The organism is Paenibacillus sp. P4_A7 (assembly GCF_056402455.1).
The window spans coordinates 1-17314 of the sequence record NZ_JBFUHJ010000092.1; the positions used below are offsets into that span (position 1 = coordinate 1).

17 protein-coding genes are annotated in these 17314 nt (G+C 42.7%); 1 reads left to right on the plus strand and 16 read right to left on the minus strand.

Features of this window, described 5'->3' with window-relative positions:
• From AC1DWN_RS14110 to AC1DWN_RS14145, 8 genes are all read right to left on the minus strand, one after another.
• Positions 1 to 587 (minus strand): TetR/AcrR family transcriptional regulator (locus AC1DWN_RS14110; protein ID WP_477559540.1); only part of this gene is annotated, 587 nt, incomplete at its 3' end.
• The gene (locus AC1DWN_RS14115; RefSeq protein ID WP_477559541.1) at positions 584 to 1738 is read right to left on the minus strand and encodes a YhgE/Pip domain-containing protein; all 1155 of its coding nucleotides are present in this window, start codon (positions 1736 to 1738) and stop codon (positions 584 to 586) included. The genes AC1DWN_RS14115 and AC1DWN_RS14110, both read right to left, overlap by 4 nt.
• 129 nt (positions 1739 to 1867) lie before the next feature.
• A complete protein-coding gene (tatC, locus tag AC1DWN_RS14120) occupies positions 1868 to 2620 on the minus strand; it encodes a twin-arginine translocase subunit TatC (RefSeq protein WP_477559555.1) in 753 nt (250 codons plus the stop codon).
• 130 nt (positions 2621 to 2750) lie between these two features.
• The gene (gene tatA, locus AC1DWN_RS14125; protein ID WP_477559542.1) at positions 2751 to 2984 is read right to left on the minus strand and encodes a twin-arginine translocase TatA/TatE family subunit; all 234 of its coding nucleotides are present in this window, start codon (positions 2982 to 2984) and stop codon (positions 2751 to 2753) included.
• A gap of 52 nt (positions 2985 to 3036) precedes the next feature.
• Positions 3037 to 4092 carry a molybdopterin-binding protein gene (locus AC1DWN_RS14130; protein ID WP_477559543.1) on the minus strand — a complete coding sequence of 352 codons (1056 nt, stop codon included), beginning with the start codon at positions 4090 to 4092 and terminating at the stop codon, positions 3037 to 3039.
• Positions 4089 to 4583, minus strand: a complete 495-nt coding sequence (locus AC1DWN_RS14135; protein WP_477559544.1) for a MogA/MoaB family molybdenum cofactor biosynthesis protein — start codon at positions 4581 to 4583, stop codon at positions 4089 to 4091. Before AC1DWN_RS14135 ends, AC1DWN_RS14130 begins: the two co-directional genes overlap by 4 nt.
• Before the next feature lie 27 nt (positions 4584 to 4610).
• The gene (gene moaC / locus AC1DWN_RS14140; protein WP_477559545.1) at positions 4611 to 5090 is read right to left on the minus strand and encodes a cyclic pyranopterin monophosphate synthase MoaC; all 480 of its coding nucleotides are present in this window, start codon (positions 5088 to 5090) and stop codon (positions 4611 to 4613) included.
• A gap of 38 nt (positions 5091 to 5128) precedes the next feature.
• The gene (locus tag AC1DWN_RS14145; protein ID WP_477559546.1) at positions 5129 to 5743 is read right to left on the minus strand and encodes a 5-formyltetrahydrofolate cyclo-ligase; all 615 of its coding nucleotides are present in this window, start codon (positions 5741 to 5743) and stop codon (positions 5129 to 5131) included.
• Between the two features lie 154 nt (positions 5744 to 5897).
• On the opposite strand from AC1DWN_RS14145, the gene AC1DWN_RS14150 reads away from it, so the two are divergent.
• Positions 5898 to 7835: an ABC-F family ATP-binding cassette domain-containing protein gene (locus tag AC1DWN_RS14150; RefSeq protein ID WP_477559547.1), complete on the plus strand. Its 1938-nt coding sequence runs from the start codon at positions 5898 to 5900 to the stop codon at positions 7833 to 7835.
• A 114-nt stretch (positions 7836 to 7949) separates the two neighbouring features.
• Here AC1DWN_RS14150 and AC1DWN_RS14155 read toward each other — a convergent pair whose 3' ends face one another.
• The 8 genes from AC1DWN_RS14155 to tsaD form a co-directional block, all read right to left on the minus strand.
• A complete protein-coding gene (locus tag AC1DWN_RS14155; RefSeq protein WP_477559548.1) occupies positions 7950 to 8600 on the minus strand; it encodes a response regulator transcription factor in 651 nt (216 codons plus the stop codon).
• On the minus strand, positions 8578 to 10977 hold the full coding sequence (locus AC1DWN_RS14160; RefSeq protein WP_477559549.1) for an ATP-binding protein: 2400 nt from the start codon (positions 10975 to 10977) through the stop codon (positions 8578 to 8580). The genes AC1DWN_RS14155 and AC1DWN_RS14160 overlap by 23 nt, the downstream gene beginning before the upstream one ends.
• Before the next feature lie 40 nt (positions 10978 to 11017).
• Positions 11018 to 11191: a competence pheromone ComX gene (gene comX, locus AC1DWN_RS14165; protein ID WP_477559550.1), complete on the minus strand. Its 174-nt coding sequence runs from the start codon at positions 11189 to 11191 to the stop codon at positions 11018 to 11020.
• A gap of 128 nt (positions 11192 to 11319) precedes the next feature.
• Complete coding sequence (locus AC1DWN_RS14170) at positions 11320 to 12249, minus strand: polyprenyl synthetase family protein (protein ID WP_477559551.1); 930 nt, start codon at positions 12247 to 12249, stop codon at positions 11320 to 11322.
• A 49-nt stretch (positions 12250 to 12298) separates the two neighbouring features.
• A complete protein-coding gene (locus AC1DWN_RS14175; protein ID WP_477559552.1) occupies positions 12299 to 12523 on the minus strand; it encodes a hypothetical protein in 225 nt (74 codons plus the stop codon).
• Positions 12524 to 12581: 58 nt separating this feature from the next.
• Entirely contained in the window at positions 12582 to 13328 is a 747-nt protein-coding gene (locus AC1DWN_RS14180; protein ID WP_477559553.1) for an ABC transporter ATP-binding protein, read from the minus strand.
• Positions 13329 to 13941: 613 nt separating this feature from the next.
• Positions 13942 to 15498 (minus strand): 2-isopropylmalate synthase, encoded by a 1557-nt coding sequence (locus tag AC1DWN_RS14185; protein ID WP_477559556.1) that lies wholly within the window; start codon positions 15496 to 15498, stop codon positions 13942 to 13944.
• 985 nt (positions 15499 to 16483) lie between these two features.
• The coding region (gene tsaD / locus AC1DWN_RS14190) for a tRNA (adenosine(37)-N6)-threonylcarbamoyltransferase complex transferase subunit TsaD (RefSeq protein WP_477559554.1) at positions 16484 to 17314 on the minus strand (831 nt) is incomplete at its 5' end.

A 17314-nucleotide genomic window follows, 5' to 3' on the forward strand; every position in this document is an offset into this window, starting at 1 on the left:
GTATAATGTAGTCCACTCAAAATAAAATCAGTAAGATCCTCGATCATAATTTCGACCTCCGGCAGGCCATCCTCAAGAAGAGGGGTCCAATATTCGGCTTGCCGGGAAAATAACAAGGTGCCTACGACAGACATTAACGTTCGATCCAAGGATCGAAAATGAAACAGATTCTGTTCTCGCCCTTGCTCTAACCAATGACGCAGCAATTTCCACATCGGCATGACATGATCGCTTATGATTTGAGTTCGTGACGTATTCATTATAATTTCTTGTTGAATAATTCGAATAAGCTCATAATCACGATAACGAAACATGGTCACCTGCTGARTGAGCAGCTCAACGCCCTTTACCGGCTCTAATGCAGCATCCACGCTAGCAAGCTCATCATTAGGGAAAAAGTTCTCAAACAATGCGCCAAACATATTTTCCTTACCGCCAAAATAATACGATACTAGCGCGATATTAGCGCCAGCCTCTTCGCATATTTGACGAATAGTCGTTTTTTCAAATCCATATTGGGCGAACAGCTTCTTGGCCGCTAATAAGATTTTTAGCTTTATATCCGCATTCGTATCAGCTACTGTCATGCTGTTCCTCTTACTGTTGCAGGCTGCTTAGACGCTTGCCTTTTTAACGTAACAGCTAGTGCACTTACAGCAATTGCAACTATAGCAATTATAGATAATGCCAATACGTCGCTACCAACTCCTGGGCCTCCAAACAATACATTCATACTACCCTCAACCGCGTATGTTGCTGGAAGCATGTCGCCCAGCTTAATGTAGAAAGCGGATAGCAGCTCACGCGGTACAATAGCCCCTGAAGAAACGAGCTGTGCCGAGAGCACGATAATGTTAAATAACATGCCGGCCATACCGAACAGATAAAGAAACATTTGTGATACGAACATGAACGTAAGCAAGAATAGCAATTGGAATAACCATAACTTCAGGAAACCTTGTTCCATTTGCCCTCCAAACGCTGCCAGCATCGAAGATCCCACTAAAGATACGAAAAAAGCTGCAACTACGTTTAGAATACTTCTAGAAGCAAATCGTCCCCATCTGCAGACACTATGACTTACCGCCATCGAAGATTGTTCAAAATTCATACCCATAATCATTGCACCCACATAAGCAGCAAGAACCATCATCATTGGCACCATTTGATTATTCATGCCTTGCACCACATTTGTGGATTGAATATCAGCCGTTACGCGCTGCGATAATCCCTGTGCCATTGGAGTAGCCTGCTCAGCAGCTAGGTTCATTCCGCTAAGGACTGTTTGAATACCACCGGCAACGGCTTGCTTATTAACCTCAGTTGTAATTTGTGCTGCTGCACCGCTCATAATACTCTTAATCAGTGCAGGGTTAGACTCATTTATAAAATATTGTATGGCTGCTTGCCCATCAGCAGTCGTTGCCTTTTGGGAAAAATCCGCCGGTACATAAACGACCATTTGCAGCTCCCGATCATTTAACTGCTGCTTTGCCGCTTCAATCTGATCTATCTGTGTCATATCGAATGGCAAATTCTTCACAAGATTGCCCGCAATCTGTTGTCCCATTTGCTGATCTTCATTGACAACAGCTATTCGCAGCTTATCTACGTGATCGGTAACTCCGTTATAGCCAGTCATCCAAATAACTGAAAATATAACTTGGAACATTAATGCTGTAATAATTCCGACCCAAGTAGTTGGGCGCTTCATAAAAGCTTGTAAGGCGTGTTTCATCAATACCACTCCACTCTCTCTAATAAAACAAACGTTTTAAACAACTGTTTAAATGATAAGAGATTATGGTTCGTTTTGTCAATAAAAAAAAGAAGAGAATTTCTTCTCTCCTTCCACATATCTGATCTTCTATGCTTTCTCTTCCGATTCGCCAAACTCTTCTTCCCATTTGGCATCAGCCGCAAGCTGCTTTTTGTACACTGTCCCGGATAAGAACACACTAACCTCGTACAAACAAATTAATGGTATGGCCACTAAAATATCAGATATAAAATCTGGCGGCGTAATCATTACTCCTATAACTATCAGGATGAAATAGGAAAGTCTTCTCATTTTGCGAAGCCTCTTTGGATTCAGCAGTCGAATTGCCGTTAGAAACATGATGACAAGCGGTAGCTCGAACAATAAAGAAATCGGTATTAATAAGTTGAACATAAACGCGAAATATTGCGCAATGCCATACGTTTCTTCCAAGTTTAAATGTGCGGAAACCGATCTTGTGAAGCCAAAAGCGAGCGGAAAAACGACAAAATAGGAAAACGACAAGCCTATTAAAAACATAATCAGCGCAAAAGGTACATACTTCAACGTCGAACGCTGTTCATTTTTACGTAAAGCCGGCTTAACGAATGCCCATAGCTGGTACGCAATAACAGGCAGCGCTATTATCAATGCAATGACAAAAGCAAACTTCATATACATGCCGATACCGTCCCACAGTGAGAACGTATGTAACGAAACCGTGTTTGCAGGCTTTTGACTCATTAGAAAGTTATACACCGGTTCTGCAAATATAAGACCTACAACGAGGCCAGCCGTAACGACGATTAAAACATAGATGAGTCTCTTACGCAGCTCACCGAGGTGCTCTAGAAGCGGCATCAGCCCTTCTTCGCGAAGCAATCCTCTCCTTGACTGCTGCTCGGACTTATTGCTTGACTCCGAACCCAATAGCATTTACCTCCTTCGCCTAACGCTCCCAACCTTTTCTTCAAGAAAAAAGCGGGCCCGATCAGTCCGGAAGCCGCTTATTGTCCGTATCATTTTTTTCTAAACGACTCACTTCAACACGGTTGGAATCCTTGTCCTTGCGGTCGTCATCGTCCATCATTTCTCTTGCTCCTGATTTAAACTCACGAAGCGTCCGTCCGAAAGCACGTCCCAATTCCGGCAATTTATTAGGTCCGAATAGCAGCAAAGCAACGAGTACAAGCAAGATAATGCCTGTTGCACCTATACCTGGCATTTGAATAACCTCCTTCTTTTTTACGAAGTAAACCTCACTTCGTCCATTAAATCTAACAACTATTTAAACCACCATACCCCATACTTACAATATCTTCACGAGCAATTCTATCTCCCGCCAAAATACGAGGAAGAAGGACATCGAAAGACGTATACGGATCATGCATGACGCAGCCCGGTAAACCTAAAATCGGTATTTCATTCAAATAAGCCATCATAAGCATAGAGCCTGGCAGCATGGGTGTTCCGTAGCTTATAATTTCCGCTCCTGAAGCCTTAATTGCTCCCGGCGAACGATCATCTGGATCAACGGACATTCCGCCAGTCACAAGTATCATATCATAACCTTGAGCTTGCAAATAGTGTATTTCCTTGACAATTGTTTGTCGATCATCAGGAGCGAATCGTTGCTCGGCAACCTCTGAGCCTAACGCTTCAAGCTTGCTTTTAACAGCAGGCCCGAATTTATCTTCGATTCGACCACTGAAAACTTCTCCGCCGGTTGTCAGCAATCCAACTCGCAATTTATTAAACGCTCGGACACGAAGTGGAGCAGCCCCATCATTTGCAAGCCGGTACTCCGCGGCAAGCCGCTCTACCTCTTCTACCTTTTTTCTCGACACAACAAGCGGTATTGCTCTCGTTGCCGCAATTGGTTGATTCGGCTTGACTACCGTATTCGTCTTTACTGTGGCGAGTGCAATTTCTCCAAGCTCATTTATAGCTGCCACAATGTCAAAATCTATTACTGCCAATCCAAGTAGCGAAGATTTAATACTAACCTTGCCCTCATGCGTCTCTGAAAGAAACAATTGCTCACCATAGAGCGCTTCAGCCATACGGGTAGCCGCATCGTCCTCATGCAGCTCGTCATCGCCTAGCTCCAAAATAAATATATGCTCTTTCCCGATATCAAGAAGGCTTGGAATATCAGCTTCCGTGACTATATGGCCTCTTTTGAACAATCGGCCCTTGAATTGCCCAGGAATAATCCGAGTCAAATCATGCGCAAGCCGCATGCCAATCGCATCATAAACAGAAATTTCCTTTAAAACAGTCGAACCCTGCTGTATGATTCCCTCTTCTTGATGATTATTCGCAGTACTCATCCGTTATGTTCTCCTAGTTGTCCTGATAAAATGCCAAGTGCATGCGGAAGTTGATCCATAATGGCCATCAAGCTCTCATGTACTCCCTTTGGGCTTCCCGGCAGGTTTACAATTAATGAGCTGCCTCTAATACCGCATACCCCGCGCGAGAGCATTGCTCTTCTCGTCTTCAGCAGTGCGCCCATCCGCATAGCTTCTGCTAGTCCAGGCACGGAACGATCAATGACCTTAATGGTCGCCTCTGGTGTAATATCACGGGCAGCAAGGCCTGTACCACCTGTTGTAAGTACAAGATCCGCATGAAAATAATCAGTCATTTCGATAAGCGCGGCCATAATCTCGTCCTGCTCATCCGGTACAATCCTATAGTCTACAATTTCTCCGCCTAGCTCTTCCTCAATTAACTCTCGAATAACCTGCGCGCTAGTATCCTCACGTTCCCCACGCGAGCCTTTGTCGCTTGCAGTAAGTATGGCTACCTTCCACCTCATGTTCCATTCCTCCCATCCCAAGTCCGATCATGGGTTTGACGAGATTAGATAATCGCCGCTTTTCCCACCGCTTTTGGATACAAGCTGCGTCGGTCCGATTATCATATCTTTTTGTAACGCTTTACACATGTCATATACCGTTAGTGCCGCAGCTGATACAGCGGTCAGCGCTTCCATCTCAACGCCTGTTTTGCCTGTTGTCTTCACAGTTCCTTGTATGTAAAGCTCATCTGTTCCATTATCACTGAAGATCACATTAATGCCTGTGAGCGGAAGTGGATGACACATTGGAATCCACTCAGATGTTTTCTTGGCAGCCATAATTGCCGCAACCTGTGCAACCGCAAGCACATCACCCTTGCCAACCTTGCCAGCTTTAATTTGGGTTAATGTTTCAGGGTTCATCTTCACCATCGTTTGAGCGACTGCTATACGCGAAGTGACTTCCTTATCAGTGACGTCTACCATACGCGCTCGACCCTGCTCATTAAAATGTGTTAGTTCCAATTAAATCGCCCCATACTTTGTATATATTTGTTACTTTTTTAAATCATATAAACGCCTTGCTCTGTTAATATTCCGTCTAGCGGTAAATCATGATCTTCCATTGGCACCTTGTCTATGACCTGTTCTTCGAAAGCCGTGCCGATCCATAAGGTCCTAAGCGAAGGATCAGTATCTGAACGTTCAAGAAGAGTTGTCGCAAAGCGATCATAATATCCGGCACCATAACCAAGCCTTCCGCCGTTTTTGTCGAAAGCCAATCCTGGAACAAACACAATTTCAGGTACAAGTTCTATGTTAATTGTCGGTGTTAAAAGAGGATTGGGCTCCATGATTCCATACGTGCCTGGTATAAGTTCGTCCCAGCTTCGCAATAAATGGAGAGTCATCGAACGATCATCATAGACGCAACGAGGAACGATTACATCCCTGCTTGTTTGCCAACCCCATTCAATAAGCGCCGACAGATCAAGTTCACTTCGAAAAGGTATGTATACCATAAAGGTTTTAATGGATAAATTGTCCAACAAAACCTTTGCTTTTTCGCAAGCAGCTTCTGACTTAAGCTTACGTTCTTCAGTAGATAAGCTGTTCCTTTTCTGAGCCATCTGCTTTCGCACATCTGCTTTATCTATGGATTGATTTCTTTCAATCAAGGGCAGTCACCTTTTCTGCTTCCCATCAGTTTCTTTCATTAATTGTAGTTTACCACTCTTATACAACTTTCGCCAATACAGACCCTCGTTTATGGTACACTAGAGTGGAATGGAAGCAACGAATAGGTTGCAATTATTTGGTGGAGGTTTCTAAATGCTGCTGCAGGTTTCTAACATTACAAAAAGCTACGGCGTAAATGTCGTATTATCCCATATCTCAATTCAAGTGCAGGAACGGGAACGAATTGGTCTCGTCGGTGTAAATGGTGCCGGCAAATCAACCTTATTAAAAATTATTGCGGGAGAGATGTCCGCAGATTCTGGAGATATCCATAAAGCAAAAGAAACAAAAATTGGCTATTTAGCACAAAACAGCGGCTTAAACTCCGATCGAACGATTCATGCGGAAATGCTTGCTGTATTTTCCCATTTACTTGAAGCTGAACAAGAGTTGCGAGAGCTGGAAGTTAAAATAGCCGATCCCAAGCTTTATGACGATGCCAAAAGATACGCAGACACGCTAGAGCGTTATTCCAAAAGATCTGATTGGTTTAAAGATCAAGGCGGCTTTGAGATCAATACACGCATTAATAGCGTGCTCCACGGAATGGGCTTCGGACAGTTTCCTGCCGATACAGCTATTTCGACACTCAGCGGTGGTCAGAAAACACGGCTAGCTCTAGCCCGCATTCTACTGCAAGCTCCAGATCTGCTTATGCTGGATGAGCCGACCAACTACTTGGATATCGAAACACTTACTTGGCTTGAATCCTATTTGCGCGGATATTCCGGTGCTATTCTCGTTGTATCCCATGACCGCTATTTTCTAGATGCTCTAGCTCAATCCATCATCGAAATTGAACGCAATTCCTCCAAGCGCTATACCGGCAATTATAGCCGCTATATGGAGCTTAAAGCTGCAGAATACGAAATTAATATTAATAAATTCGAGAAGCAGCAGGATGAAATTTCTCGTATGGAGCAATTTGTACAGCGTAATCTCGTACGTGCTTCCACGACCAAGCGAGCTCAAAGCAGACGTAAAGCTTTAGACAAAATGGATCGCTTGGACAAGCCTATGGGTGACATGAAGAAAGCTCATTTCACTTTTGAGATAGAGCGCCCTACAGGCAAAGACGTGCTAGCAGTCAACGATGTATCCGTTACTTTTCCTAATCACGAACAGCCAATATTTCGTAACGTTTCCTTTCAGCTTACTCGTGGTGAGACTGTCGCTTTAATTGGCCCTAACGGAATAGGAAAATCAACCTTGCTAAAAGCAATTGTCGGTCAGAATGAACCAACCACCGGAACGATCCGTTTTGGAACCCATGTGAAGATTGGTTACTACGACCAAGAACAAACTCGACTTAATGGTCAAAATACTGTTCTTGAGGAAGTATGGGGAAACTATTCCCATATGGAAGAAGCCCGAATTCGTACGGTTCTTGGCAATTTCTTATTCAGTGGTGAAGATGTACTAAAGCGTGTCTCTTCACTTAGTGGTGGCGAGAAAGCTCGAGTTTCACTTGCTAAGCTGATGCTAGCACAAGCAAATGTATTGATTTTGGATGAGCCTACCAACCATCTCGACTTATTTAGTAAAGAAGTATTGGAATCTGCTTTGCTTGATTATGAAGGCACACTTCTCTTCATTTCCCATGACCGCTACTTCTTAAATAAGATGGCTGAGCGTATTGTCGAACTCAAACCGGAGGGAACCGATCATTTCCTAGGAAATTATGACGAAATGATGGAGAAAAAAAGTGAGATCGAGGAGACTCGACTTGAAACATTGTCTAAACAAGCGGCTGCCAGTTCAAAATCAGCCTCCGCCTCTGACAAGTCGCCAGCTAGCTCCTATGAAGCAGATAAACAAGCGAAACGTGATGAACGAGCTCGGCAGCGAAAGCTAGAGCAATTAGAACAGGAAATTGCGAGTTTAGAAGATGAAATCACTAAGCTTGAAGAACAACTTACTGATCCCGCTATTTTCAATGACTATATACGAATTCAAGAAATACAAACCGAAATTGAAAAGCGTAAAACCTCCCTTGCAACCTCCTACGAGGATTGGGAGCAATACATGTAGTTCCAACAGCTTTCCGAATTATAAGCTTAACTAGACAACAATATAATTAGTTTATACACAAAGGCAGTTCAAGGATAACCCTGAGCTGCCTTTTCCTATCCTTCATATAAGAGGCTAATATTGCTCTAAACTAATAAGTCCTAATCGTTGTGCTTCTTTAATTGCTTCAGAACGTGATCTTACATTCAACTTATCAAATATACGTGATAATTGATATTCGACGTTGCGTTGACTCACATGCAGCATAACGGCAAGATCCTTATTGCTGATACCTGTTGCCACCTCATGTAAAATAGTTTGCTCTTTTTCATTTATCGAAACATCCTCAATCGACAATTCTGAACGTCCTATTGTTACTTCATGCCTTCTAAGCTGCTTAAGTAAAGAGATAGGAATAACCGCGTCTCCTCGCATGGCACTTCGTAATGCATTATGCAGTTGTTCTCTCGATACTGTCTTGGAAATAAATCCAGATACACCAGACTCAATAAGCAAATTAAAATGCGAGCCGATTTCATAACCAGAATAAATGATTACCTTGCGCTCAGGCTCTTGGTGAATTAACCGTTTAGTTAACTCTAATCCACTGATGCCAGGCATATTTAAATCACATAATATGAGATCAAATTGCTTATGTTGTACAATCTCAAGTGCTTCAACTGCGGATAAAACAACCGAAACTTCCATCTCGGAATCCTGTTCAATCATGATCTTTGTCCCTTCTCCAATAGAAGGATGATCATCAACTAATAAGATACGAATCACGCGATATACCCCTTTCAGATCGGCCGGTTGTCATCATTTCTGGCAACAAAATAACAATCTCAAGACCGCTACCGCGTTGAGAATAAAATGAAATGTCTCCTTCTAGACCCGTTACCCGCTCTTTTACACCGGATAGGCCCATATGATCAAACGACTCATTCATTTCTTTAACATCCATACCAATACCATCATCTTGGTAACGGAAATAGATCGTCCCTTTGCGAAGCTCTAACTCAAGCGTTATTAGTTTAGCTTGCGAATGCTTATCTGCATTTCTTAGAAGCTCTTGCACGATTCTATATATAGCCGTAATTTGTTCTTCATTAAGTGGTCGGTGAAAAGCTCCCGCGCGAAAATGAACTGCAAAATTCACACGCATTTGCGTATGTTCAATAATAGATTCGACAGCCTCTACCACACCCATCTCTTTCAATAACGGTGGGCGAAGCTCGTTGCATGTTTCCCGAATTTGGTGGATAACATCAAGCAAGCCTTCTTTTACTTCTTCTAACTCGACCCCAAGCTTTTGGGTCATTGGATGATCCATCGTAATGGCTTCCAGTTTACGATACCATATAAGCTGATCCTGCAGCGCTGAGTCATGCAAATCTGCCGCAAGGTTTCTTCGCTCATTTTCTGATAGACAGAAAAGCAAACGAAGTACCCATGGAGAGGTGGTGTGCTCTTTACGAACCTCCGATTCGAAGTCTTCGATTAATCCTTCGATTAAGTATAGATTCTCAAATACGATACTGGCATAATTGGACATCGTCTTAAGCCAACGGAGCTCATCCGAGTTAAAACGTGTATGATTCGTCTTCATACCAATCCACAAAATATGATACCTCGAACGCTGTCTTCCGATTACAAGCCCTAATCCATATGGCAAATCGATCATTTCGCCTAATTTCAGCGAACTCACAGTTCCGAGCAGAAATTCACCGGTGATAAGCTCCTCTGAGCCCTCACCCATTGGAAACACGATATTCTCAGCTTGATCAACAAGTAAAAAGGTTATTCGATTAACAGGGAGAAGCTCGCTTATTTCTTGCCTAAGCACGGCTTCTAAATCAGCTTGCTTCATAACCCGGGCTATTTTACGAGAAAACCGATCTAGACTATCCTGATAGCTGTACATCGCTTTGAATAGCTTTGGTCGAAACTTATGATCAATTTGCTCTTTAGCATACAAAAACAGAGTCATTCCAATATAAACGACAATAAATATAATTATCCATCTATTCCACGGAGGCATGTAATTTGTATTGCTTACTATAAACAAGAAGCATGTTGCCAAAGCTAGTGATGGAAAAAGAGCAAGCAATGTGTAATATTTAAACCTTGTTAGGATGAAGTCAATGTCAAATAGCTGGTTAGAAGTCAATAAATAAAAATAAATAATCGGAAGGGCAAATAGAAAGAGCGCTGTAAATGCTGCGGGTAATATTTGACCTCCTCCAACTAATAACGGAAGCAGGTTCATTGTCGTAAAGGGAGTAAAAGCTACGAGATGCGCTGACAGCATAATTTTAAATAATGAGTTCAGCTTTGAACTGCGATAATACAAATACTTCTTCACTAACTGTATAATCACAATAAAATTACCTATTAAAAGCGTACCGAAATAGAGCATTTTCACATAAAAAAATACTTCGACACTCATAAAATCTGTCCAAACGTAAACTAGACAAGCTCCAGATATAGAAACAAAAATAAAAGCCAATAATGATAGTTGTTTTTTTTCAATAAAAGCTACATTAAACCGGAATAAATACTTATTCATGAACATCATAAACAGCAGTGATATATTCGGTAAAATTAAATAAATAATAGAAATACCGATACGATCGCTTCTATAGGAAGCTGCTGAGGAATAGTAGCTTAATCCAATCGCAACAAAAAACAGCATAAGCATAAGCGCTGCTGCATCGTTTTTACGTTTGAGATAAAGAAATATAGATAAAGCAGAAAATATTACAAATGAAATGAGCGGTATGTATAACTGGATAAGCATTTCCCAACCTGTGTGGTCCCCTGACCAGCCACCCATGAAGGTGATACGTTCTTCTATACCATCAAGATGCATGACTACTACTGAATTTGCCATTTCAATCGAGTTAAATTTAATCGCATTCTCGTATTGACCTGCTGGCTTGCCGTTAACCATCACTATTCTATCGCCAGGACGAATACCTTTTATAACAGCTTGTCCAGCAGGCTCAACTAGCTTTACGACATATTCTCCGTTATCTGTATGTAAGATCTCTGCCCCAATGAATGGTTCACGTACAATTGTAATCGTAAGATACGTGAGTAACGTCAATAAAACTATCAGGAAGAGAAGAAGTAGAGTTCGATTTCTGTTGTTGGTCTCCAAAGTATACTCCTCCAAGTCCTATACGAAAATGATTAATGTATTACACCCAAAATGAAAGACGATAGTTTTCTTTTTTATCACTTTTATCCTTCAATTCACCAAGAAGAGCCTTGTGTTCAGCTACAGAAACACCCGCTAACTGCATTTGGCCACCCATTACCATTGACATCTTTTCCGTACTGCTTGCTAACTGACGAATCGCTTCTTTTAACATTTTAACTCCTCCGCTTCTCTACCAAATTTTAGTTGCAACTAATACTTTTCTACTATAACAGGAAATGATATGACAGAAAACGCAAAAGTGATTCGTATTTACCGAAAGACCCTTTGCGTGGTTTGTTTTTATACATTTTCTTGTGTGATTACCTGTAAAAACAAGTCTCTCCAAGGACTTACTTCCTGCATAGTATCCAGTAATTCGACAAATCGATTATAGTGCATGCGACTCATGACAGATCCATATAAAAGCACTCCAGATCGCTCGCACGCTTCCTCAAACCGCTCACGATTAGACATAATTTCCTCAACTGATAAACGCTCCTCGAAGTAATCAACGATCCATCTATCCTCGTCAGCAACAAACTCAACTAAAAAAAGTGTAAGTAACGTACGCTTACGTTGCAAGAAATCACTTTTATCATCCCAACGCAGCAAATCTCGCAAATCATTTCGTATTTGCGCCGCAATCCCTATTTCAATCGCATATTCCGCAACGATGGCATGCTTCGAATGACCAGCAAGAATAACACCAGTCATGCATGCAAAAACCATCAAAGCTGCCGACTTTTGTTTTACCATATCTATGTATGACTGTTCGTCCGTAATTTCGTTCATGATATCAATCATTTGACCATTCGCTGCCTGAAGAAGCTGTTCATTCATCATTGCAGTCAACGCAACCCTTGTCTCGCTGTCGTCCGCACAATCTAGCATTGCCTGCTGTGACAAGGTCAGAAGTGAAGATGCAACATGAATAGCTACCGGCAGCGGTACTTGCATCCAAGCTTTTGACGGAGAGTCCTGATCCTGAAGATCATCCAATATATCTGATGCCAAAATAAACAGCTCTACCGCTGCAGCTGCTTGGTAGACATTCCCCTTGTTACCGCCAAACATATGATAATGAATAACCGTCAATTGGCTAAACTTTATCGACTCACTTAGCTTTTCCTCAATAAATAAATGTGCAAATTTCGCGAGATGCCCAGCAGTAAACCATCGCTTTGCCTGCTCTCTCATTTGCTCCGCAATTAGCGGTACAAATTCGTTCACAATAAATCCTCCGTATGTTTAACATCATTCTATTATACTATTAATTTAATTATGGAAACATACGTTGAAACAAATTACCAAACCATTTGAAAGTTAGTATGCCGTTACAGTCGTTATTCCGTTTGCGCTTTTTCTCTTCTTCACTGGATTCCTCACCACTACCCCCTTCTTGCATTTGATTAATTAGAAGTCCAATCATCTCCATTCTCTTCTCCAGTACTTTTCTGCGCTCGACTGACGGACTTTTGATGTGATCGCTGTGATCCATTTTCAAAAAAGCCCTCCTTGAAGTTTACATAAACAGTGTGTATGTGGCTGTATAAACGACTTTCTTATACGACGCTAACACTCCCCTTCATATCAACCGCATAATACATATAGACAGCTTCCATCGTCAATCCGCCTCCTGGCAGCTGTCTAATTAGAGAGGATGGATTGTTGCACGCCATCATTTCACCATTACGTAGGATACATACACGATCACAATTCCGTTGGATTTCTTCCATATCATGTGAAGCTATTACAATTGTTTTACCTTGTCGCTTCAGCTCCAGCAGCAATGCCCAGTAATCCTTCTTCGCTTGTGGATCTAAACCGGTCGTTGGCTCGTCCAAAAAGATAATCTGCGGGTTATTCACAATCGCAATGGCAAGGGCTGTACGCTGTCTCCAACCACCTGATAGCCGTTTAACCATTTTATCTGCATAAGGAACTAATCCAAACTGCTCGATAATCTCGTCTATATTATTTTTACTTTTATAAAAAGCTTGAAACAGCTCCAATGCTTCACGAACACTCATTTTGTCGAACAAGGATGTGCTTTGCAGATAAATACCAATTTCTTCCTTCAGCATCTCTGCTTCAAATACAACATCCATACCAAGTATTCGAGTATAACCTCTATCCGGCATACGAAGCCCCATTAATATTTCCAATAGCGTTGTTTTGCCAGCGTGATTCGTCCCGACAATACCAAAAATCTCTCCTTGCTTTACTTGGAACGATACATCCGCTACTGCCTTATTGGCACCATAATACTTGCTGATCGAGCTTACCTGAATGACCGTTTGTTTATCCATTCCGCGGTTAACCTCCATTCACGCCTGAGCGTTGTTTGAGTGTGATGTTGTAAGGTGAGTCTTGTGAAATAAGGGACACGATATATACTAACATAACGTATCCCTTAGCTTTTTTCACCGAAAACATCACTCGTAATTCACGCAAACATTTTGCGCGACCGCAAAACAACCGCAAAACAAATCATAAATAGAGTAATTCAGAAGATATAGGTCTATTTTCGCTATCCCTACTTATACACAGAGATATCCACAACTCTGTATAAATTGTTAGTTAATTCTGTCGATAATAGTCGAGGAAATACGTACTATTTTCGCAGAAATTGTTTAAAAGAATCTAATCATTCACATCAACGCTGCTGTTATCCACGTTATACACATTATCCACAGATTTTATCTGAGAAAAGTATCCCCGTTTCCCCCACAATGTTTAGCTATTGTTAATCCAGTGTTTTCAGGCTTTTCACTTCTTTATCCACAAAACTACACCTATTTGTGGATAACTTTGTGCACAACACAAAATTTTGCAGGAATACAATTCATAGTTTATTGYCGATTCACGAATACCTGTTTGAGCTTTTCTAGGACAAACTGCTTAGTTGAGACCAACCAGCTTCTATCCATTTGCTACTTGATCCGTAAAATGATCTACTACTCGGATTCCCGTAGTCATCACCGCTTGATTACAAGCGGAAACGTATGCCTGTGCAGCTGCTAAAATAATATCCTCGTGAACAGATGTACCACGGAATCGCTTCTTATTGTGCAAAATACTTACAACAGCTTCGCCATGTGCATCTTCACCCGTGGATAACGAGTGCAGCTCCAGATCCTCGAATTCGGCAGCCACTGGAATAGCCTGCTGAATCGCATGGATAACCGCTTCTATCGGCCCAGCACCCATTGCAACATACGATTGCTCTGAGTTGTTCTCATTCTCGCGAATGGTTACCGAGGCGGTACGGGAACGCTGTGTACCCGCATGCACCTGCAGATCAACGAGTACGTATGGATCTGGTTGCGTTTGTGTCAGCTCTCCTGCAATTCGGATCAACTCATCGTCTGTTACGATTTTTTGCTCATCTGCCTTTTCTTTAAAGCGATCATACACATCCTGCAGCTGCTCCTCAGTCATTTCAACGCCATATTCATTCAAACGATGCTTGATTGCATGTCTACCTGAATGCTTGCCAAGAATAATCATGTTTCTGGAAATACCCATCGCCTCTGGGTCCATAATCTCATACGTATTTCGATTTTTTAGCAATCCGTCCTGATGAATGCCTGATTCGTGTTGGAAGGCATTGCGGCCTACGATCGGCTTATTGTATGCAATAGGGAAGTTCATCGAACGACTGACCAAGCGAGACGTTTCGTATATTTCACTTATTTGAATATTCGTTTCCGCATGCAGAACATCCTTACGTGTTTCAATAGCCATAACCAGCTCCTCCAGCGAACAATTGCCAGCACGCTCACCAATGCCATTGACCGTTACTTCTATTTGTGTCGCTCCTGCATTAATCGCTGCCAAGCTATTGGCTACCGCTAAGCCCAGATCATTGTGACAATGAGCGCTGTACCTAACACGATCTCCACCTCTTGCTTCTCTGCGTACCGTGCGGAACAACTCACTCATCTCCTCTGGCATTGCATAACCAAGCGTATCCGGCAAATTAATAATAGTAGCCCCTTCAGCAATAACTGCCTCGACCAGCTGAATGACGAAGTCACGACCAGAACGCGACGCATCCATTGCAGAAAACTCTATCTCATCCACAAATTGCTTGCCATACGCCACCATTTCACGAGCGATTTGTACGACTTGATCGCGTGATTTGCGAAGCTGATGATTTAAATGAATATCAGAGGATGAAATGAACAGATGCAGTCTTCTTTTTGCAGCATCCTGTGTTGCCTTCACCGCTGCGTCTATGTCGACTTTTACAGCTCTAGCGAAGCCTGCGATTTCAACATTTTGCAGCTCTCGTGATATTTGTTGAATAGCACTGAATTCACCTGGACTTGAAATCGCAAAGCCCGGTTCAATAACATCAATACCTAGCTTAGCCAATTGGCGGGCAATAACGATTTTACGCTCTGAATCAATAGATGCTCCCGGTGATTGCTCACCATCCCTTAAAGTCGTATCAAATATTTGAATTTTTTTCATTTCGGTTGTCATATTGTTAACCTCCTAAATTTTTGTGAAGCAAAACTCGCGCAGCCCTATTTTTAGGTACAAAAAAAAGCTCGCCGTCTCCTTGTAAGAGACGACAAGCTTTACGCTGCCGTGGTACCACTCTAATTGGTTGGACCTTTATGCAGAAGCTTGGGCAAAGCTGTCATTAAAATGACAGTCTAAGCTGCTTGCTGCGGATCAAAACCCGCTTAAATGCCCGATTACGGCGGCAACCGTTACGAAGTACGTGCATGTGTCCGAGAGGACAACCTGCTTCCTACGTTCCGCTCCCAGGCGAGATTCAAACTTCAGCTTTGACTGCGTCGCACCACCCCGCAGCTCTCTGCACGATTCCGAAAACCCTACCCACCATAAAATTGGTAAGCAAGCTCCGTAATTCGCTTTGCCAGCTTCTTGTTCTACTGCTCCTGTTCATAGCGTTTCTGCTCTATGTTATTTCTTGCTTTACGGTATTCGTTCAAATACTTCACTTAGAAGACAACAAAAAAAGCCTGTCATCTCTATATCAAGAGACGACAGGCTATTAAGACCCGCGCGGTACCACCCTTGTTGACACCCTAATCGTTCGTTACCGAACTGGAATGCCCACCTTAAACATATGGCCAGCTCCGGATGCTGACTCACATGTACCCGATTACGGAGGTTAACCGTAACAATGTACCCGCATTAGCTTGTGACCATTCTCATGGTCTACTGCTGCTTCCATTGCTCCGCTCCCAGGCGAGTTTCAAGTATCCTTTGACTGCGTTGCACCGACCCGCAGCTCTCTGTATCTCAGCTCTTCTTAAATGATTAACATCTAATGAAAGCTATTGATATTCCCGGACAAACTTTACTATTCCTGTTCTTTGCGTTTGTTTAGTATGAGATTTGAAGTATTGTTGCTTATTATATGCGCTAGTAAATAGTCTGTCAATTCGAATCCGAAAATTTTTAATACAGCTTGTTTCGACTTTTAATTATTTACCGACCAAGCTTCAAGCGACAAGCCAGGATCAGCTTTCATATCCAGATCCGAGAACTGCTTCCGCTTAAGCTTTAATTGAGCTGCGGCACCAATCATTGCCGCGTTATCCGTACAGAGCGTATTCGGCGGAATGAGCAATGGAATGCCATCCTTCTCGCAGCGTTCTGTTAGAGCCGCACGCAAGCCGCGGTTAGCAGCAACTCCGCCGCAGAGCAGCAATTGCTTAGCTCCGAATTGCTTCACTGCACGCAATGCTTTTGTGACGAGAACCTCGGTAACTGACTCCTGAAAACCACGCGCTAGAGCACCCTCGTTCAGCTGCAACCCCTTCATGCGTGTCTGATTAATAACAGCGAGTACCGCCGATTTCAATCCGCTGAAGCTAAAATCATAACTTCCTGCTTCAAGCCATGCTCGCGGCAATACAATGGTTTCTTCCGCTTCGAGAGCCATGCGATCGATATGCGGGCCGCCTGGATATGGCAAATGGAGTGCGCGCGCCACCTTATCGTAAGCCTCTCCTACCGCATCGTCCTTTGTACGGCCAATGATTTGGAATTCGCCCTCGCGTTCCATCAGAACGAGCTCGGTATGTCCACCCGACACGACTAACGCCATGCATGGGTATTCAATATCATGCGTAAGCTCGTTCGCATAAATATGTCCCGCGATATGATGCGTACCGATCAACGGAATCTCTAACGCCATAGCTAAGCTTTTTGCAGCTACAATACCAACGAGCAGTGCGCCTACAAGACCAGGTCCTTGTGTAACTGCTACGGCATCCATATCCTTTAAAGTCAGACCAGACTCCTTAAC